This window comes from Limnobacter litoralis, from assembly GCF_030160455.1.
GTDB lineage: Bacteria > Pseudomonadota > Gammaproteobacteria > Burkholderiales > Burkholderiaceae_B > Limnobacter > Limnobacter litoralis.
Genome location: NZ_BSOJ01000009.1, coordinates 42,036 through 61,791, shown reverse-complemented (window position 1 = coordinate 61,791; position 19,756 = coordinate 42,036). Strand labels below are relative to the sequence as shown.

Annotated in this window: 16 protein-coding genes; 11 read left to right on the top strand and 5 right to left on the bottom strand. The window is 54.2% G+C overall.

Annotation, left to right across the window (positions count from 1 at the left end; translation table 11 throughout):
- Positions 1-53: 53 nt before the first annotated feature.
- The 9 genes from fabI to QQJ87_RS04395 all read left to right on the top strand — a co-directional run bounded on the left by fabI (position 54) and on the right by QQJ87_RS04395 (position 9,040).
- A complete protein-coding gene (gene fabI / locus QQJ87_RS04435; protein WP_284280220.1) occupies positions 54-839 on the top strand; it encodes an enoyl-ACP reductase FabI in 786 nt (261 codons plus the stop codon).
- A 33-nt stretch (positions 840-872) separates the two neighbouring features.
- Positions 873-1,538, top strand: coding sequence for an ABC transporter ATP-binding protein (locus tag QQJ87_RS04430; protein WP_284280219.1), 666 nt, complete (start codon positions 873-875; stop codon positions 1,536-1,538).
- Complete coding sequence (locus QQJ87_RS04425) at positions 1,535-4,060, top strand: ABC transporter permease (RefSeq protein WP_284280218.1); 2,526 nt, start codon at positions 1,535-1,537, stop codon at positions 4,058-4,060. Before QQJ87_RS04430 ends, QQJ87_RS04425 begins: the two co-directional genes overlap by 4 nt.
- On the top strand, positions 4,057-5,169 hold the full coding sequence (locus tag QQJ87_RS04420) for a carotenoid 1,2-hydratase (protein WP_284280217.1): 1,113 nt from the start codon (positions 4,057-4,059) through the stop codon (positions 5,167-5,169). The genes QQJ87_RS04425 and QQJ87_RS04420 overlap by 4 nt, the downstream gene beginning before the upstream one ends.
- A gap of 8 nt (positions 5,170-5,177) precedes the next feature.
- Positions 5,178-6,983, top strand: a complete 1,806-nt coding sequence (locus QQJ87_RS04415) for an ABC transporter transmembrane domain-containing protein (RefSeq protein ID WP_284280216.1) — start codon at positions 5,178-5,180, stop codon at positions 6,981-6,983.
- Positions 6,984-7,009: 26 nt separating this feature from the next.
- On the top strand, positions 7,010-7,804 hold the full coding sequence (gene thyA, locus QQJ87_RS04410) for a thymidylate synthase (RefSeq protein ID WP_284280215.1): 795 nt from the start codon (positions 7,010-7,012) through the stop codon (positions 7,802-7,804).
- Between the two features lie 5 nt (positions 7,805-7,809).
- Positions 7,810-8,376: a dihydrofolate reductase gene (locus tag QQJ87_RS04405; RefSeq protein WP_284280214.1), complete on the top strand. Its 567-nt coding sequence runs from the start codon at positions 7,810-7,812 to the stop codon at positions 8,374-8,376.
- 17 nt (positions 8,377-8,393) lie between these two features.
- Positions 8,394-8,669, top strand: a complete 276-nt coding sequence (locus QQJ87_RS04400) for an oxidative damage protection protein (RefSeq protein WP_284280213.1) — start codon at positions 8,394-8,396, stop codon at positions 8,667-8,669.
- Positions 8,670-8,731: 62 nt separating this feature from the next.
- Positions 8,732-9,040, top strand: a complete 309-nt coding sequence (locus QQJ87_RS04395) for a hypothetical protein (RefSeq protein WP_284280212.1) — start codon at positions 8,732-8,734, stop codon at positions 9,038-9,040.
- 46 nt (positions 9,041-9,086) lie between these two features.
- Here the strand turns inward: QQJ87_RS04395 and phoU are convergent, their stop codons facing one another.
- The 5 genes from phoU to aceE form a co-directional block, all read right to left on the bottom strand.
- Positions 9,087-9,791: a phosphate signaling complex protein PhoU gene (gene phoU / locus QQJ87_RS04390; RefSeq protein WP_284280211.1), complete on the bottom strand. Its 705-nt coding sequence runs from the start codon at positions 9,789-9,791 to the stop codon at positions 9,087-9,089.
- 82 nt (positions 9,792-9,873) lie between these two features.
- Positions 9,874-10,527, bottom strand: a complete 654-nt coding sequence (rpiA, locus tag QQJ87_RS04385) for a ribose-5-phosphate isomerase RpiA (protein ID WP_284280210.1) — start codon at positions 10,525-10,527, stop codon at positions 9,874-9,876.
- 101 nt (positions 10,528-10,628) lie between these two features.
- Positions 10,629-12,389 carry a dihydrolipoyl dehydrogenase gene (lpdA, locus tag QQJ87_RS04380; protein WP_284280209.1) on the bottom strand — a complete coding sequence of 587 codons (1,761 nt, stop codon included), beginning with the start codon at positions 12,387-12,389 and terminating at the stop codon, positions 10,629-10,631.
- A gap of 11 nt (positions 12,390-12,400) precedes the next feature.
- A complete protein-coding gene (aceF, locus tag QQJ87_RS04375; protein ID WP_284280208.1) occupies positions 12,401-13,753 on the bottom strand; it encodes a dihydrolipoyllysine-residue acetyltransferase in 1,353 nt (450 codons plus the stop codon).
- A 37-nt stretch (positions 13,754-13,790) separates the two neighbouring features.
- Positions 13,791-16,490 carry a pyruvate dehydrogenase (acetyl-transferring), homodimeric type gene (gene aceE / locus QQJ87_RS04370; protein ID WP_284280207.1) on the bottom strand — a complete coding sequence of 900 codons (2,700 nt, stop codon included), beginning with the start codon at positions 16,488-16,490 and terminating at the stop codon, positions 13,791-13,793.
- A 275-nt stretch (positions 16,491-16,765) separates the two neighbouring features.
- Here aceE and QQJ87_RS04365 point away from each other — a divergent pair, with 275 nt between their 5' ends.
- Both QQJ87_RS04365 and QQJ87_RS04360 read left to right on the top strand, forming a co-directional pair.
- A complete protein-coding gene (locus tag QQJ87_RS04365; protein WP_284280206.1) occupies positions 16,766-19,111 on the top strand; it encodes a PAS domain S-box protein in 2,346 nt (781 codons plus the stop codon).
- Positions 19,104-19,745, top strand: a complete 642-nt coding sequence (locus QQJ87_RS04360) for a response regulator transcription factor (RefSeq protein WP_284280204.1) — start codon at positions 19,104-19,106, stop codon at positions 19,743-19,745. Before QQJ87_RS04365 ends, QQJ87_RS04360 begins: the two co-directional genes overlap by 8 nt.
- The last annotated feature ends 11 nt before the right edge of the window (positions 19,746-19,756 follow it).

Sequence of the window (19,756 nt, the reverse complement as noted above, 5' to 3'; positions counted from 1 at the left end):
CCTATAATGGGCGACTGTTACGAAAACAGTCTTTCAACTCGGGAGCATAAAAATTGGGATTCCTGCAAGGTAAAAAAATATTGATCACCGGCTTGTTGTCAAACCGGTCGATCGCCTATGGCATTGCCAAGGCCTGCCACAGCCAAGGCGCAGAACTGGCTTTCACCTATCAAAACGACCGTTTTCTGGATCGTGTGACCGACATGGCGGCTGAATTCGGGTCCAAGTTGGTGTTTCCGCTTGATGTGGCCGAAGACAGCCAGATCGAAAACCTGTTTTCCGAGCTGGGCAAACAATGGGATGGGCTGGACGGGCTGGTGCACGCCATAGGCTTTGCCCCGCGCGAGGCCATCGCAGGTGACTTCCTGGAAGGCTTGTCGCGCGAGGCGTTTGCCATCGCGCACGACATCTCAGCCTACAGCTTCCCGGCACTGGCCAAAGCCGCCTACCCCATGATGCAAGGTCGCGAGGGTGCACTGCTGACCTTAAGCTACCTGGGTGCGGTGCGCATGGTTCCGAATTACAACACCATGGGCCTTGCCAAAGCCTCTTTGGAAGCCTCCGTGCGTTATCTGGCTGAATCACTGGGCCCCAAAGGCATTCGGGTCAACGGCATTTCTGCCGGCCCCATCAAAACCCTGGCAGCCAGTGGAATTAAAGGCTTCAGCAAAATTCTGCATGCAGTGGCCGACGCAGCACCACTGCGCCGAAACATCACCATTGAGGATGTGGGCAACGTGGCCGCTTTCATGCTGAGCGATCTTGCGCGAGGCGTGACGGCTGAAATCACTTATGTGGACGCCGGTTACAGCACGGTCGTGGGTGGTATGGCAGAATAAGGCTGTCTTACTTTCACCTTCAGGCGGTACCTGGTGAATTCAGTCTCTGAAAACCTTCTTGCTCTACACAACACAAGCAAATCGCTTGGCGGGGTCAGGCTCTTCACGGGGCTTGACTTCTCAATTGGCCCTCGAGAAAGTGTTGCCATTCTTGGTGAATCGGGCAGCGGAAAATCCACATTGCTCCATTTGATGGCAGGGCTTGAAAGACCCGACCAAGGTGAAGTGCTTTGGTTGGGTCAGAACCTTCAAACCATGAGCGACGACGTCTTGGCAATGCGTCGGCTGCACAACATTGGCCTGGTGTTTCAAGCCTATTACCTGATGCCCCACCTGAATGCTCAGCAGAACGTGGAGTTGCCGCTTTTACTGGCCGGGCAGAAAGTGGACCACGGCTGGGCTGCCCATCTTCTGGAACAAGTGGGTTTGCCCGACAAAGGCCATAGAAAACCGGGTGAGCTGTCTGGCGGAGAGCAACAACGTGTTGCAATCGCGAGGGCCTTGGTCATGAAGCCACCCATTGTGCTGGCCGACGAGCCTACCGGCAATCTGGATGAAAAAAACGCCGAGATTGCGCTTGAAGTGTTGTTGGAAAGCTGCCAGCAAGCGCGTGCTGCGCTCGTTCTGGTGACTCATTCACAGCACATTGCCCTGCAACTGGACCAACAACTCAATCTGGCGCACGGGTCTTTGACGTGAAACTGACACTCACGCTGTTTTGGGGCGCACTGAAAGACCAGCCGGTCAAATGGCTGGTCACGCTGTTGTCTATCGCTGTTGGCGTTGGGCTGGGCTATGCCGTGCATTTGATTCACCATCAGGCGCTGCAGCAGTTTGAAGCCGGTATTCGAACCCTGTCGGGGCAAGCGGACTTGCAACTGTTGCCATTCAGCAAAACAGTGCCAGAGGCCGCACTGGATCGACTGGACGACAATCCCGATGTGCGCGTTGCTTCGCCTGTTGTTCAAGCAACTGTCAAAATTAACGGGCTCAAAGACCCCATCGAATGGATCGGTCTGGATGTCTTTCGCGCAGCGCTTGTGACACCCAATTTGATCGGGCATCCGAATGACAACACCTCGCAAACGGCCTTTTTAGGCAGCCGTTCAGTCATGTTAAGCCCGGCGCTTGCCAACAAACTGGGCAAAGTAGCGCCAATTACACTGCAGACTTCGCACAACGGCAAAAATGAAGTGTGGCGAGTCGAGGGCAGCGTACCGGCAGCAGGCACTGGCCAGACGCTTGCAGTCAGTGACATTGCAGCAGTGCAGTGGCAATTTGGGCAAATCGGCTTGTTGTCCAGAATTGACATCAAACTACGAGATGGAATCAGTGTTGATCAATTCCGCGCAAAGTATGGCCCTGAATTTTCGGGTTTTGGTCATTTCGAAACGGTCAGCGAGCAAACTGCTCAGGGCGCCAGCATCTCTCAGGCCTACAGGGCCAATCTGTCCATCCTTGCCATGGTTGCTTTGCTGACAGGCGGCTTTCTAAGCTTTTCGACCCAAATGCTTTCAGTCGCCCAACGCGCCAGGCAATGGGCACTGCTGGGCGCCATCGGCATGAAACAAAGCACGCTGCGTCGCCAAATTCTGGCCGAAGCTGCCTGCATTGGTGTGCTCGGTAGCCTGGGCGGTGTCGCCCTCGGATTCAGTCTGGCCAGCGCAGTGGTAAGCCACCTGGGCGCTGATCTGGGCGCAGGCTATTTTGCTTCAAACCGCTCAAGCCTCGAATTCAATGGAGCGGCAGCGCTGATGTATGCCGCTTTCGGGCTGCTTACCGCCATGCTGGGGGCCCTGCTGCCTGCCAGTCAGGCTCGGGCTCTGTCACTCAACCGACGGCTCAGAACCGGGTCTGAAGAATCTGGCCTGCAATTTGCAAACAGGGCCCATGTACCCGCCATTGCGCTGTTGATCCTTGCATTGCCCTGCCTGCTCATCCCGGCCGTTGGCAATATTCCAGTGGGTGGCTATCTCGCCGTTGCATTCGGACTGTTTGGGGGCATCCTCTTGATAGGGCCTGCGGTCAGATGGATCATGCGTCCGCGTCAGCAAGTCAGGTCCATGTGGCAAATGTCTGTGAATCGACTGGCCAGCACCCCCAATCTTCTGGCAGTGGGTCTGGCTGGTGTCGTCGCAAGTTTTGCCCTTGTGGTGTCCATGCATGTCATGATCTACAGCTTCAGACAATCGCTGGACAACTGGCTGAATCAGGTTTTACCAGCTCCTTTGTACCTGAAAACCGAGCACCCTGAAGTGGAACAGATACCGCCAAAGCTGCAAGCCGAAATCCGGAATTCCAGTCTCTTGGGCAAGGTTGAATTTTTGGGTCAAACGCATTTGTCCATCGACCCGGCTCGACCTGCGGTCGAATTGATTTCAAGGCCCTTGACGGCCCAATTGGCCGAAAACCGCCTTCCCTTGATTGGGCCTCATGCACAGTCAGATCCTTCACCGGGATCGGTGCCTGCGTGGGTGAGCGAACCTGTGGCCGACATTTACGGAAAGCAGTTGAACGACGAATTCACACTGAAGCTGGACAACGGCCACGCCTTGCAGGTGAAGGTCATGGGAATCTGGCGTGACTATGCGCGTCAGCACGGTGCCATTGTGGTTTCACAGCAGTCTCTTGAAAAACTTGGACTCGACCTGCCACACACTCAGGCTGCCCTGTGGCCCAAACCCGGAGTGTCCGTTGCCGACTTGCGCAAGCAGCTTGAGACGCTGGCAAGCCAACACTTGGACGAGACCCCGGTGTCATTCTCCCAACCGGATGAAATCCGACGGATCAGTCTTGCGATTTTTGACAAAAGCTTTGCAGTCACCTATCTGCTGGAGGTGGCAGCGCTGGTGATTGGCCTGTTTGGTGTTGCCACCGCCTTTTCGGCCATGGGCCTTCAAAGAAAGCGGGAATTTGCGTTGCTGTCGGCCATCGGCGCACAGAAAACCACGATGCTGGGCCTGCTTTTGCGAGAGGGCTTGCTGGCCTCCAGCCTGGCGTGTGGCCTTGGGCTATTGATCGGCCTGGCCTTTGCCTGGATCCTGGTGTTTGTCGTCAATCCGCAGTCATTTCACTGGAGTATGGAGTGGTATACGCCCTGGCGGGACCTGGGCGTCATGTGCACAGGGTTAATTGCCGTGTCCTGTCTCACGGCGGCCCTGTCCATTCAACACGCCCTGGGCAAACAAGTGATCGGACAATTGAAAGAGGATTGGTCATGAATCGGCGTGAATGGATTCAATGGCTTTGCGGCAGTGCTCTGGCAACTGGCTCTGTTTCTGTCTGGCCTGCGTCAAACGCGCTGATGCGTCAATACGATCACCCAACACCGTTGCGCCTGCCTGTGCTGCCGGCGGATTGCGGTCCTCACCCAGACTACAAAAATGAATGGTGGTATTTCACAGGGTGGTTTACCAGCCCTACGTTGCCAGAACCTTTTGGCATGCAGGTGACATTTTTCAGAAATGCACCTGAAGTAGACCTGAGGAATCCCAGTCGGTTTAATCCTGATCAACTGATCATCGGCCATGCTGCTGTTTCCTTGCCTTCCAAAAAGCGCCTCATGCATGCGCAAAAAGTGTCCAGAGCAGGCTATGTCAACGACTACATCCGTGGCGGTAAAAAAGCGCTTGAACTGCGCCTTGGCGATTGGACCTTGCAATCAGAACAGGGTGAAAGCTGGCTATGCAACATTCAAACCAATGACTTTACGGTGCAGTGGAAAGCCAAACAAACCCAGCCTCCGTGGTTTCAGGGCTTGAATGGCTTTTCCCAGAAAGGACCAACACTGTCCGAGAGCAGCTATTACATCACCCTGCCGCACCTTCAGGTCGAAGGCACCCTGGAGTGGGACGGCAAACGCCATGCCGTCACGGGCAGCTTCTGGATGGATCACGAATGGTCCAGCACGGTGCTCAGCCCAAACGCGGCGGGCTGGGACTGGGTGGGCTTACAGGGTAACGCCGGGCAATCCATCATGGCTTTCCGGATTCGACCCAAAAACCCCAATGACCCCGTCATCTGGAAGTACGCCGCACAGCGCGACAACGCTGGCCATGTGCACGTGTACAATCAGGTGAAATTCGAAACGCTGCAGCAATGGCTTTCACCACACACTGGCATTCGATACCCCGTGTCGCAAGCCTTGCACCTCGATGACGAAACTTACACGCTTATTCCACTCTTTGCTGATCAGGAACTGGACGCGCGGGGAAGTACCGGAAACCAGTACTGGGAGGGTGCAGTTCAAGTAACAGGCCCTTCCGCCAACAGTGCGTGGGGCAAGGGATATCTTGAAATGACCGGTTACGACCGCCCCATGACTTTGTGATCACCCACATGAAAACAGACAAACCTTACCGATCACTACGCACCACATTAAGCAGCCTTCTGACGCCACACAAAGGGTGGGCCTTCAGTGCACTTTTGGCCCTACTGGTAGGCTCGGCCATGTCGCTCAGTTTGCCGTTGATGTTCCGACGCCTGATTGACAGCGGGTATTTGTCTGGTCAAAAGATGGACGGCTTAAACGCGGCATTTGGTGTACTTCTGCTGCTGGTGTTCACGCTCGCTGCGGCCAGTGCAACACGATACTACCTGGTGACCACACTGGGCGAACGGGTGTCCACCGATCTACGAACCCGCGTCTATTCCCACCTGCTGGTTCAAAGGCCCGAATTTTTTGAAAGCCTGAAGGTCGGCGAAGTTCTGTCAAGACTGACCGCAGACACAACACTGATACAAACCCTGATTGGCAGCAGCATGTCGTTTGCACTGCGAAATGGTTTGACCACGATCGGTGGATTGATCATGTTGATACTGACCAGCCCGAAATTGTCGAGTGCAGTATTGGTGCTTGTGGTTGTTGTGCTGGTGCCTGTCATTATTCTGGCCCGCCGGGTTCGCTCACTTTCGCGCACCAGCCAGGACAAACTGGCCGACAGCAGCGCAATCGCACAGGAAGTGCTGAACAACATCACCATCGTTCAGGCCTTCAATCAGGAACACCGGCAGGCGGAAAAATTTTCCATGGCCAGCGAACTGACCTACGCTGCCGCAAAGCGCAGAACCGTCAATCGTTCGGGCCTGATGTTTGTCGCCATCGGGTTGGCATTCGCAGGGCTTATTGTGGTGTTGTGGATGGGCGCCAACGACGTGGCCAAGGGTGTCATGAGCAGCGGTGAACTCGCCCAGTTCGTCATGTACGCGGCCTTCGTGGGCGGCGGCTTTGCCGCTCTGTCAGAGGTACTGGGTGAATTTCAGCGCGCTGCGGGCGCGGCTGAGCGACTGATAGAACTGCTGAACCTCAACACCACGCTGCGACGCACTGGCGATGCGCCCCCACAGGCCGTCGGCGGCTTCGAGATAGAATTCAAAAATGTGGAGTTCCGTTATCCCTCTGCGCCAGACCGGACAATTCTCAAGAACTTCAGTCTGAAGATCCCCCGAGGCGAAACTGTCGCCATCGTAGGGCCATCAGGCGCTGGCAAATCGACGCTGTTTAACCTGCTTCTGCGTTGGTATGACCTTACCTCAGGCGAAATTCTGATCGAAAACCAAGCCTTGCAAAGCCTCCATGTTGATCAATGGCGTGCCCGCTGTGCTTACGTGTCTCAGGAAGCCGTGGTGTTCTCGGGCTCACTGGGTGACAACATTCGATATGGCAATCCTGCAGCCAGCGATTCCGACGTACTGAAGGCACTGGACGACGCCGCAGCCACTACGTTTGTCAATCGTCTCCCGGACGGCATTCAAACTGAAGTGGGTGAAAAAGGCGTGCGTTTAAGCGGTGGCGAACGACAGAGGGTATCCATTGCGCGGGCCATTCTGCGCAATGCCAGTCTCTTGCTGCTGGACGAAGCCACCGCCAGCCTGGACGCAGAGAGCGAACGTCTTGTTCAAACAGCGATTGAACGATCCAGGCACGGAAGAACGACCTTGATCATTGCGCATCGGCTGGCCACAGTCATGGCAGCAGACCGAATCGTGGTCATGAATGAGGGCGAAATTGTGGAAACAGGCACCCACAAGTCCCTTGTGGCTCAAAATGGCCTGTATGCCAAACTCGCGTCACTGCAGTTCATTGACGAGGCGGCCGAAAAGACCTATGACAGCCTGATACGGCCAGCTGCTCAGTTAAACTAGGCGAATATTTCAAGTGATCTGAACCCATGAAACAGTACCTCGACCTGATGAAGCACGTGCTGGAACACGGCACCCGCAAAACGGACCGAACCGGCACCGGCACCCTGTCCGTATTTGGCCACCAGATGCGATTCAATTTGGCCAATGGCTTTCCCATGGTGACCACCAAAAAGCTGCATACCCGTTCCATCATTCACGAGTTACTCTGGTTTCTTAAAGGCGACAGCAACATTGCCTATCTGAAAGAAAATGGTGTCAGCATTTGGGACGAATGGGCCGATGAAAATGGTAACCTGGGGCCGGTGTATGGCGTCCAATGGCGCAGCTGGCCTACGGCGGATGGCCGTCACATCGACCAGATTTCGCAACTGATGGATCAAATCAAGCGCAACCCGGATTCCCGAAGGCACATTGTGAGTGCCTGGAACGTGGCAGAAATCAACAACATGAAGCTGCCACCTTGCCATGCCCTGTTTCAGTTTTATGTGGCTGACGGCAAGTTGTCCTGTCAACTCTACCAGCGCAGCGCAGACATCTTCCTGGGTGTGCCCTTTAACATTGCCAGCTACGCTCTGTTGACCCACATGATCGCCCAGCAGTGCGATCTTCAACCGGGCGATTTCATCTGGACCGGCGGCGATTGTCACCTGTACAGCAATCATCTCGAGCAGGTTCAAACCCAACTTGCCCGCGAGCCCTTCCCGCTGCCTACGCTACACATCAAACGCAAGCCAGACTCAATCTTCGATTACAAGTTTGAAGACTTTGAAATTTTGAATTACCAGTGCCACCCGCACATTAAGGCACCAGTGGCAGTTTAAACAGCATGACTCTCAAATTGATAGCTGCCGTTGCAAAAAACGGCGTCATCGGCCTGGACAACAAGTTGCCATGGCACTTGCCTGAAGATCTCGCCTATTTCAAGGCAACCACCATGGGCAGCCCGGTTTTGATGGGACGAAAAACCTACGAATCCATTGGCCGCCCCCTGCCTGGCCGGCTCAATGTCGTGCTGAGCAGTCAGGCGCAATGGGTTCCTGCACCTGCCAAAGACGGCACACCCCGTGAGCTCATTCGTTTTCCCGAACCACTTCCGATGGATTCACAAACAAGGATAGCGGTGGTTGGCAACATGACTGACGCCACAAACTGGCTTAAAATGTTCAGCGAGGTGTATTTGATCGGCGGCAGCCAGTTGTACGCACAGGCGCTTTTAGAGCAGCGTGTGGATGAATTGCTGTTGACCGAAATTGATGCCGAATTCAAGGGAGACGCCTACCTGCCACCGGTGGACAAAACCCGCTTCACGGAATCGTCCAGGGTACACAACCCGGCCACTGCCGACCGCCCCTGGAGCTTTGATTTCGTGACTTACGCTAAACACCCCAAATAATCTGGAGTAAATTCGACATGGCTAGAATGGTTCAATGCGTCAAACTCGGCAAAGAAGCCGAGGGACTCGATTTCCCACCCGCCCCGGGCGAGTTGGGCAAAAAGATTTTCGAGAATGTATCCAAACAGGCTTGGCAAGACTGGTTGAAACATCAAACCATGCTGGTCAATGAAAACCGTCTCAGCCTGGCCGATGCAAGGGCCCGCAAATACCTGATGGAACAGATGGAGAAGCACTTCTTCGGTGACGGCGCAGAACAAGCCGCGGGTTACGTGCCCCCCACTCAGGGTTAAAAACCTTTTCATCCAGGGTTTGAAGAGGCATACTGAAGTCACCGGTACTCTTCGGACCCGCCATGCAGTTCAATCCATCCAGCCCTTGGTTCAGGTATTTTTTCTTCGACTGGCTCTTCAAAGACGCCAGTCACATTGAAGGATTTCAAAAGGCAGCCGCCCTACGCTACAACGTGCGTCAAAGACACTATTTGCTGCTTTATTTCAAGCGGTGGGTTGGACTAACGGTGGGAACGTATTTGATCGGCGCTACGCTGGAATACCTGCAGTGGCCGGCCATGTGTGCGGTTTTCTATGCAATGACCATTACCGCGGTTTGCACATTGTTGAGACTGTCGGTGGCCTATGTACTGCTTGGAAGATCGCCCTGAAACCTCAGGGCGTATCCATCCTCAATGCAAGCTGCTTTGGAATCGCTTATTTTTCAGCAGCTTCCTGTGCAACAACGTCTGCACCCTTGTGACGAACGTCACGGCCGCGAACCATGTAAACAACATGCTCAGACATGTTCTTGGCGTGGTCACCAATCCGCTCGATCGCTTTCGCGATAAACAGAATCTCGATTGACCTGGAAATTGTTCTTGGATCTTCCATCATGAAAGTGATCAACTGACGGATGATGGCTCGAAACTCGTCATCGACCTCCTGGTCTGCCTTAACCACTTCAGCGGCAGACACGGCGTTGACCCGTGCATAAGAATCCAGCACTTTGCGCAACATGGCGATGGCATTGGCAGCCATGCGCTGAAGGTCTACTTTGGGGACGTAGTTTTTACCGGCTTCAACAATCATCAGGCCCATGCGCGCCACTTTTTCAGCCTCGTCACCAATGCGCTCAAGATCACGAATCATCTTGATTGCAACCAGCACAGAACGCAGGTCGACTGCAGCGGGTTGCCTGCGAGCCAAAATGTGATTGCAAAGCTCGTCAATTTCCATTTCGATCTTGTTGACTTCGCTTTCGCGACCGATGACCTCTTTAAACAGCGTGTCATCGCTCAGTGAGTTCAGACCCTCGATGGCTGAAACAATCTGATTCTCGACAAGCCCACCCATCTGAAGCACGCGAGACCTCAGAGACTCAAGTTCGGCATCGTATTGTTTGGAGGTGTGCTCAGTCATTCAATAACCCTTGGAGACGATGTAAAAAAATCATTTCAAATATGTCATACCATTATGACAAATTATTGTCTCTGTGCGCTCCTTAAAGCGTTTTGACACCATTTTGGGTGCCCAACAGCACCACATCCGCGCGGCGAAGCGCGAACAGGCCATTTGTGACAACGCCCGGCCACTGATTAATCGCCTGCTCAAGCGCAGCTGGATCCTGAATTTGCAACCCATGCACATCCAGAATTTCATTGCCGTTGTCTGTTGTGAAACCAGCTCGGAGCACAGCTCGTCCACCCAAGGCATTTAACTTTCTGGCGATAGCCTCCCGGGCCATCGGGATGACTTCCACAGGCAACGGAAAGGCGCCCAAAACGGGAACCAACTTCGATTCATCGGCAATGCAAACGAACTTTTTCGAGATGTCCGCCGCAATTTTTTCGCGGGTCAAGGCACCACCACCACCCTTGATCAAAGCAAACTCTGGATCAATTTCGTCTGCACCATCCACATAAACAGACAACTCCGTGACATCGTTCATCTCCACGATGGGGACACCCATGTCGCGCAGCTTTTTCTCTGATCGCACCGAGGAAGACACAGCCCCCTTGAGTTGAAGACCCGACTCAGCCAGCGCATCCAGAAAACAATCCACAGTAGAGCCGGTGCCAACACCCAGCACAGTGCCAGCCTCTACATATTCAAGTGCCGCTTTTGCAACCAGCTTTTTTAAACTCAGGGCGTCCATTTCCAATCAATCCTGCTTAATTTGTTCAATGTCATCATTAAAGCAAAAAAGACCACACCACAAACCGGGCTGTGGCCTTTTTCATCCCTCAAAACTGAAAATCAGCGCTTCTTGGCAGCTGGAAGGTCAGTACATACGCCTTCAAACACCTCAGCTGCCATGCCTACACTTTCGCACAGCGTTGGGTGTGGGTGAATGGTCTTGCCAATGTCGGTTGCATCTGCACCCATCTCAACGGCCAGGCAAACCTCGCCGATCAAGTCACCTGCATTCATGCCGACTATGCCACCACCAATGACTCGATGCGTGGCTTCATCAAAAATCAGCTTGGTAAAGCCATCGTCCGCACCATTGGCGATCGCACGCCCAGAAGCAGCCCAAGGAAACACGGCCTTGCCGTACTTGATGCCCTGGTCTTTGGCCTGCTCCTCAGTGACCCCTACCCAAGCCACCTCGGGATGTGTGTAGGCCACGCTCGGGATGACTCGCGCATCAAAAAACGCCTTTTCACCCAAAGCAGCCTCGGCAGCGACGTGGGCCTCGTGCACGGCCTTGTGGGCCAACATGGGCTGGCCAACAATGTCGCCAATCGCAAAAATATGAGGCACATTGGTGCGCATTTGCTTGTCCACCGGGATGAATCCGCGGTCTGTCACCTGAACGCCAGCCTTGTCAACGGCGATTTTCTTGCCGTTGGGAGTACGCCCTACGGACACCAAAACCAAATCGTAAAGCTGGGGTTCTTTGGGGGCTTGCTCGCCCTCAAAAGTCACCAAAATGCCGTTTTTCTTGGCCTCGACACCCACCGTTTTGGTTTTCAGCATGATGTTGTCGAAACGCGGTGCGTTGCGCTTTTGCCAAACCTTGACCAAATCACGGTCAGCGCCCTGCATCAAACCATCCAGCATTTCGACCACATCGAGCCTTGCACCCAAGGCGGAATAGACAGTGGCCATTTCCAGACCGATAATGCCGCCACCAATGATCAACATGCGCTTCGGGATCTGTGGCAGCTCAAGTGCGCCAGTGGAGTCTACGATGCGCGGGTCTTCCGGAATGAAAGGCAAGTGCACAGGCTGTGACCCGGCAGCGATAATGGCCTTTGCAAAAGCAATTACCTTTTTGCTGCCATCCGCCGCGGTCACTTCAAGGTGATTGGCGCCAACGAACTGCCCTACGCCATGAACCACCTGCACTTTGCGACCCTTGGCCATACCCGCCAAGCCTCCGGTCAACTTGGATACGACCGCAGACTTGTGCGCACGCAATTTGTCCAGATCCACCTTGGGAGCCTTGAATGCAATGCCATGCTCACCCATGTGTTGCGCTTCTTCCAGCACCTGGGCAGTGTGCAACAGTGCCTTGGACGGAATACAACCCACATTCAAACACACCCCACCCAGAGACTCATACCGTTCCACCAGCACGGTGTTCATGCCGAGGTCGGCAGCGCGAAACGCCGCAGAATAACCCCCGGGGCCTGCACCGAGCACCAGCATGTCACACTGAATGTCGACATTTCCGGCAAATGAACTGGCAGTGGGCGCAGGTGCGACAACCGGAGCGGCAGTGGGTGCCACTGGGGCGCTGGCCTTTGGTTCCTCTTTGACTGGGGCAGATGAAGTCCCTGAAGTAGCGGCATCAATCACGCAAATGGGTTTGCCTTCGGCAACTTTGTCACCCAGCTTCACCAACATTTCGGTGACAACGCCCGACTCAGACGCTGGAATTTCCATGCTGGCCTTGTCGGACTCGACAGTGATCAACGACTGTTCTTTCTCAACTTTGTCGCCAACCTTGACCAAAACCTCGATCACTTCAACTTCGGCGAAATCGCCAATGTCAGGTACCAATAACTTCATTTTTGCCCCCTTTACAGCAGCGCTTTGCGCATGTCGGCCAGCACACCGGCCAGCTCTGTGGTGAATCGGGCAGCCTGTGCACCATCAATAACCCGATGGTCGTATGACAAGGACAAAGGCAACATCAAACGCGGCTCGAAAGCACTGCCATTCCAGACGGGTTTCATCTGTGACTTCGAAAGCCCAAGAATGGCCACTTCAGGCGCATTGATGATGGGCGTAAAGGCCGTGCCGCCTACGCCACCCAAGGAAGAGATGGTGAACGTGGCACCTTGCATGTCTGCACCCTTGAGCTTACCGTCTCGGGCCTGAGCCGACAGCTCACCCAGCTCGTTGGCGATTTGCGCGAAACCTTTTTGGTCGACACCTTTGATCACAGGCACCACCAGACCATTCGGTGTGTCCGCAGCAAAGCCAATGTTCCAGAATTTCTTGAGGATGAGCTTGTCTCCGCCTTCGGACAAAGACGAATTAAACGCCGGGTATTTTTTCAATACCGTCACACAAGCCTTCATGACGAAGGCAAGCATGGTCAACTTCACACCCTGTTTAGCCAATGCCGCATTGGTGTCTTTGCGGAACTGCTCGAGATCAGTGATATCGGCTTCGTCGAACTGGGTGACATGCGGAATCATGACCCAATTGCGGTGCAGGTTGGGACCCGACAACTTCTTGATTCGGGACAACTCCAGTTCTTCGGTTTCACCAAACTTGGAAAAATCAACCTTCGGCCATGGCAGAAGATCCAGACCAGCACCACCAGACGCAGGCTTGCCCGCCGGTGCGGACAGGGCACCAGCCACAGCCTGCTTGACGTAATTGCGCACGTCATCAGGCGTAATGCGACCTTTTGGTCCAGACCCGCCGACATTGCCCAAGTCGACACCCAATTCGCGCGCGAAACGACGCACTGACGGACTGGCGTGTGGCAGCGCCGTATTCACCGCAGTGGGTTCATGCATTTCAACCGGAACCGGATGGGTTTTACCTGGAGCCACAGGCAACGGTGAATCGACTGGGGCAGGAGTGGCCACTGGCGCTGACTCAGCCTTGGGGGCCTCAGCAACGGGGGCGGGTGCTGCGGCAGGCGCCGCGGCTTCAGGCTTTTTATCCGCTGGCGCAGCGCCTGATGCAGGCTCGAGAACCAACATCAGCGTTCCTTCAGCCACTTTTTGACCCAGTGACACCTTCAACTCTTTGACCACGCCCGCTGTGGGGCACGGAATTTCCATGCTGGCTTTGTCGGACTCCACGGTGATGATGGATTGCTCCGCACTCACTGTGTCACCCTCTTTGACCAACACCTCAATGACCTCAACCTCGGAAAAATCGCCGATGTCGGGCACCTTGATTTCAATCGTCATGACATTCCTCTCTTTCTTGTTCGTTCAAGCCGCCAATTCAAGCGTGCGCCGGGTTGACCTTTTCAGGATTGATGCCGTACTTCTTGATGGCCTCACCCACTTTGGACATGGGAATGGCCCCTTCATCGGCCAAGGCACACAGAGCGGCCAGTACGATGAAATGACGATTCACTTCAAAATGTTCACGCAACTTGGAGCGGAAGTCGGAACGACCGAAACCGTCTGTGCCCAACACCTTGTATTCGCGACCCTTCGGTACAAACTGGCGAATCTGGTCAGCGAAGAGCTTCATGTAATCGGTGGATGCAACAATCGGACCTTCGGACTTGGCCAGACACTGGGTCACGTAGGGCACTTTGGCATTCTTGGTGGGGTGCAACATGTTTTCACGCTCGACATCCAGGCCTTCGCGACGCAACTCGGTGAAGCTGGTCACAGACCACACATCGGCGCCCACGCCCCAGTCCTGTTCCAGCAGCTCGGCTGCCTCCAGGCTTTCTCGCAGAATCGTGCCTGAGCCCATCAATTGAACCTTCAGCTTTTTCTTGGCCTTGGACTTGCGGCACACGTACATGCCCTTGATGATGCCCTCTTCCGTGCCCTTTTCCAGACCGGGCTGAGCGTAGTTTTCATTCATCACGGTCAGGTAATAGAAGACGTTTTCGTTGTTCTCAACCATGCGCTTCAGACCATCGTGAATAATCACCGCGAGTTCATGGGCGAAGGTGGGGTCGTAGCTGACACAGTTCGGGATGGTGGCAGACAGAATATGGCTGTGGCCATCTTCGTGCTGCAGACCTTCACCGTTCAGCGTAGTGCGCCCGGCAGTACCGCCCAGCAAGAAACCACGGGCTTGCATGTCGCCTGCAGCCCAGGCCAGATCGCCCACACGCTGGAAACCGAACATCGAGTAATAGATGTAAAACGGAATCATCACGCGGTTGTTGGTGGAGTAGGACGTTGCAGCGGCAATCCATGAACTGAAAGCGCCAGCCTCGTTAATACCCTCTTCCAGAATTTGACCGGCCTTGTCCTCGCGGTAGTACATCACCTGGTCTTTGTCGACTGGCTCGTACAACTGGCCCTGTGAAGAATAGATACCCAATTGACGGAACATGCCTTCCATACCGAATGTACGGGCTTCGTCGGGCACGATGGGGACAATGCGCTGCCCCAGCTCTTTGTCTCGCGTCAAAGCGGTCAACACACGAACGAAAGCCTGCGTTGTGGAAATCTCGCGACCCTCTTTGGTGGGCTCCAACACCGCCTGGAATGCATCCAGTGCCGGCACCTTGAGTTGCTCGTCTGCATTGCGGCGGCGCTTGGGCAGGTAACCGCCTAAAGCTTGGCGGCGCTCGTGCAAGTACTTGATTTCAGGCGCGTCATCAGCAGGTTTGAAGAAAGGCACCTCTTCCAGCTTGTCGTCCGGAATCGGAATGTTGAAGCGATCGCGGAATTCGCGAATGGACTGCAGATCCAGCTTTTTCTGTTGGTGGGTGGTGTTTTTGCCTTCGCCGATTTTACCCATGCCGAAGCCCTTGACGGTTTTGGCAAGAATGACAGTCGGTTGACCCACATGTTCAGAGGCAGATTTGTAAGCGGCGTACACCTTGTGCGGATCATGCCCCCCACGGTTCAGACGCCAGATGTCCTCGTCGGTCATTCGGGCGACCATGTCGAGCAACTTGGGATGCTTGCCGAAAAACTTCTCGCGCACGTAAGCACCGTCATTGGCCTTGCAGTTCTGGTATTCGCCGTCGACCATTTCCTCCATGACCTTGCGCAACAAACCTTCTTTGTCGCGGGCCAGAAGTGGATCCCAATAGCCGCCCCAAATCACTTTCAGGACGTTCCAGCCAGCGCCGCGGAATTCTCCTTCCAGTTCCTGAATGATCTTGCCGTTGCCACGCACCGGGCCGTCCAGGCGCTGCAGGTTACAGTTGACCACAAACACAAGGTTGTCCAGCTTTTCGCGAGCGGCCATGCCGATCGCCCCCAATGACTCAGGCTCATCCATTTCGCCGTCGCCACAGAACACCCAGACTTTGCGCTTGGAGGTGTCGGCAATGCCACGGGCGTGGAGATACTTCAGAAAACGGGCTTGATAAATGGCCATCAATGGGCCAAGACCCATGGACACAGTGGGAAACTGCCAGAAATCAGGCATCAACTTGGGGTGTGGGTAAGAGCTTAAGCCTTTGCCATCGACCTCCTGGCGGAAGTTGTCCAGCTGTTCTTCGGTCAGACGCCCCTCAAGAAAGGCGCGTGCGTAAATTCCGGGAGATACGTGGCCTTGAAGGTACAGCAAGTCGCCACCGTGGTTTTCTGCTTCAGCATGCCAAAAATGGTTGAAACCGACGCCCAACATGGTTGCCAGAGAAGCAAAAGACGCAATGTGCCCGCCGAGATCGCCGCCATCGGGCGGGCTCTTTTTGTTGGCGCGTACGACCATGGCCATGGCGTTCCAGCGCATCCAGGAGCGCAGACGCTCTTCATATTCAATGTTGCCCGGGCAGCGCTGTTCAAGATGCACCGGAATGGTATTGACATACGCCGTGTTGGCTGAAAAAGGAATGTAGGCACCACTTCGTCGTGCCTTGTCAATCAACTGCTCCAGCAGGTAGTGGGCGCGCTCTGGCCCCTCGTTTTCAAGCACTGCTTCAAGTGCTTCAAGCCATTCCTGGGTCTCTTGTGCATCGGGGTCAACCGAGTGCGGAAAATTGGGTAGAGCTGACATCCATTCCTCCTGGTTTCTATTGTGTTTGTTTGCACGCACGCGCACCCCACGCGGGGTACCAGCATTTTTAGAGTATGGCACCAAATTTTGAAAATTTCAAACTGTGATTTCAAATTTCATATAGTGGAAAACACTAAGCTAAAAACAGACTCCTTGTTTCATCCTACGCCTTTTGCTTCATGGGGGTTATCCCTCAAAACGAACGGAGTTTCACACCTGTGCTGACTTGTTTTGTAAACTGAAGCCATTGAGCATTTTTTGGCAGATTCAAGTCCGTGAAACTGAGCGAACAATCCCGCACCAGTCCTCTGGTTTGGGCCACCCCATTGATCGGGATCATTCTGTTCATTCTGGCCATGGGTGCTTTTTTCTACACCCTGCACACCGAGGATCAGGATCAAGCGCAATTGCGCACCATTCACGACGTCGAACTGGCCCGTCAGACCATTCGCACGCGCCTGTTGGCCATCCAGGACCGGTTGATGCAAATTTCGCACAACCTGGAGCAGGACACGCCACCCACACAGAACTTTCAAAGGTACGCGGATGCCCTGCTGAACGACGCACCAGAGGTCAGCAGTGTTTTGCTGATCGACAGTGAGCGGGTTGCCCACCAGGTGACGTTGCCCAAAAACCGCGTGGTGGAGGATTTCCACAAAACCGATAGATCCGTGGAAGATGCAGAGAGTTATTGGGCCTTCAATGCGGCGCGTGACAGTAAAACACCGGTGTTTTCACGGCCCTCTCTCAGCTCGGACAACACGGTGTACATCGAAATTCATGCGCCGTGGTTCATTCACAATGTGTTTGAAGGCACGGTGGTCGCCACGATCCCCCTGAATGCCTTATTGCGCGACGCAGTACCGCCCTCGTTTACCCAGCTTTACCAAGTCAAAATCGTGGATGGTGGGGGCAACACCATTGCATCAAACACATCGCGCTCGATTGACAATGCAAAACTCAGCCACGAAGTGCCACTTGACCCACCGGGATACGGCCTGAAACTGCGTGCGGTGTTGTACCGCACCTCCACAGAGCTTTTCTCAAACATGCTCGCCTGGACGGTGATCGGCTTGTCTCTGGTCATTGTCTGGAGTTTTGTACTGCTGTTCAGGCACGCCAAATTGCGCACCAATGCCGAGCGTCGATTGCTGGCTGAAACCAAGTTTCGACGGGCGATGGAAAACTCCGTGGTCACTGGCATGCGTGCCATCGACATGCAAGGGCGAATTACTTACGTGAACCCGGCATTTTGCAAGATGACTGGCTTTCGGGAGTCCGAACTGGTCGGCATGCTGCCCCCATTTCCGTATTGGCCAGAACGCTCCTACCAAAACCAGCAATTCAACCTTGATCTTATTCTGGCTGGGCAAGCCCCCTCGCAAGGCATTGAAGTACAGGTTAAACGCCGCGACGGCAGTCTTTTCGACGCGCGCATGTACGTGTCGCCCCTGATCGACAGCGATGGCAACCAGAGCGGCTGGATGACCTCCATGACCGACATCACCGAGCCACGTCGTATTCGGGATGAACTGGCCGCTGCACATCGCCGCTTCGTGCGCATTCTTGAAGAACTGGATGCCGCAGTGTGCGTGCATACGCCTGACATGACCGAGGGACAGTACATTTTTGCAAACCGTCTGCACCGGGACTGGTTTGCGCAGGCGAGCCCACCCAAAGTGTTTAAAAACAGCAAAAACCGCCCTTCCCAATTTGAACCCTTTGAATGGCTAAACCCGGTTAGCTTGCGGTGGTTTGAAGTACGCAGGCGAGCCATTTCCTGGGTGGACGGCGCCACCGTCACCATGCAGGTGGCCACTGACATTTCGTCGCGCAAAGAGGCAGAAAACCTCTCCAGCCAACAGCAGGAGAAACTGCAATTCACCTCCCGACTGATCACCTTGGGTGAACTGGCTTCATCGCTTGCGCACGAAATCAACCAGCCACTGGCTGCGATTGCAAACTACAACATGGGTTGCATCAATCGGCTGCGAAGCAATAAGGTCACGCCCGAAGAACTGTTGCCCGTGCTTGAGAAAACCAATGTGCAAGCGCAACGTGCCGGCGATGTCATTCGACGCATCCGGGAGTTCGTCAAGCAACAAGAGCCCAAACGAAGCGATTGCCGGATTGGCAAAATCATTGAAGACGCGGTGGGTTTTTCAAGACTGGATGCCCGGCACCAGGCCGCCACCATTGAAATTGAACCCTTTGACCCCAGCCTTCAAGTGATGGCAGACCCGGTGTTGATTGAGCAAGTCTTGATGAATTTGATTAAAAACGGCATTGAAGCCATGCACGCACTGGATTCGCAGGACAAGCAGATCCGTATTTCTGTGTTGGCCTCCGGAAAGATCGCCACGGTGATGGTTCAGGATCGTGGACAAGGTATTCCGGAAGACATCAAATCAAGACTGTTTGAATCCTTTTTCACGACGAAATCGGACGGAATGGGCATGGGTCTGAACATTTGTCGGACCATAATTGAGTATCATCAAGGTCAACTGTGGGTTGAATCCGCCCCGGAAGGTGGCAGTGTTTTCAAGTTCACCCTACCCCTTGCCGAACTCAGCGTTCGCAGCATGCAGACCGAACCGATCATGGAAAAACCAAATGTATAAAATTCCCACCCGCACCGTTGACGCGCCTGAAACCGTGTACATCATTGATGATGACGAGGCGGTCAGAGATTCGTTGCAATGGTTGATCGAACCCGAAGGCTATCAGGTGATCACTTACGAAGACCCTGAATTGTTTATTGAGCAGTTTCAATGGCCCTGCAAGGCGGTTTTGTGTCTGGACATTCGCATGCCCAAACTGTCTGGCCTCGAAGTTCAGGACATCTTGAACCAGAAAGGAATCACTGTACCCATCATTTTCATCACCGGTCACGGGGACGTGAACCTGGCCGTTGAAACCATGAAAAAAGGGGCCTCTGACTTTCTCGAAAAGCCGTTTGATGAAGTCAAGATCAAGGCGCTGATTGACAGCAACATGACCAAAGCGAGAGAGCTGTTCGAACTGACCAAGGTGTCTGCCCGAATCGACAGTTTGTACTCGAAGCTGACAACCCGTGAATTGCAGGTTCTGGAACGAATTGTTGCCGGCCGACTGAACAAGCAAATCGCCGATGATCTGAACATCAGCATCAAAACCGTTGAAGCCCATCGCGCCAACATCATGGACAAGCTTGAAGTCACCACGGTGGCCGATCTGCTTAAAATTGCGCTTCGCAAGGCGCCCGATCTCACCTGAAACCAATCTAT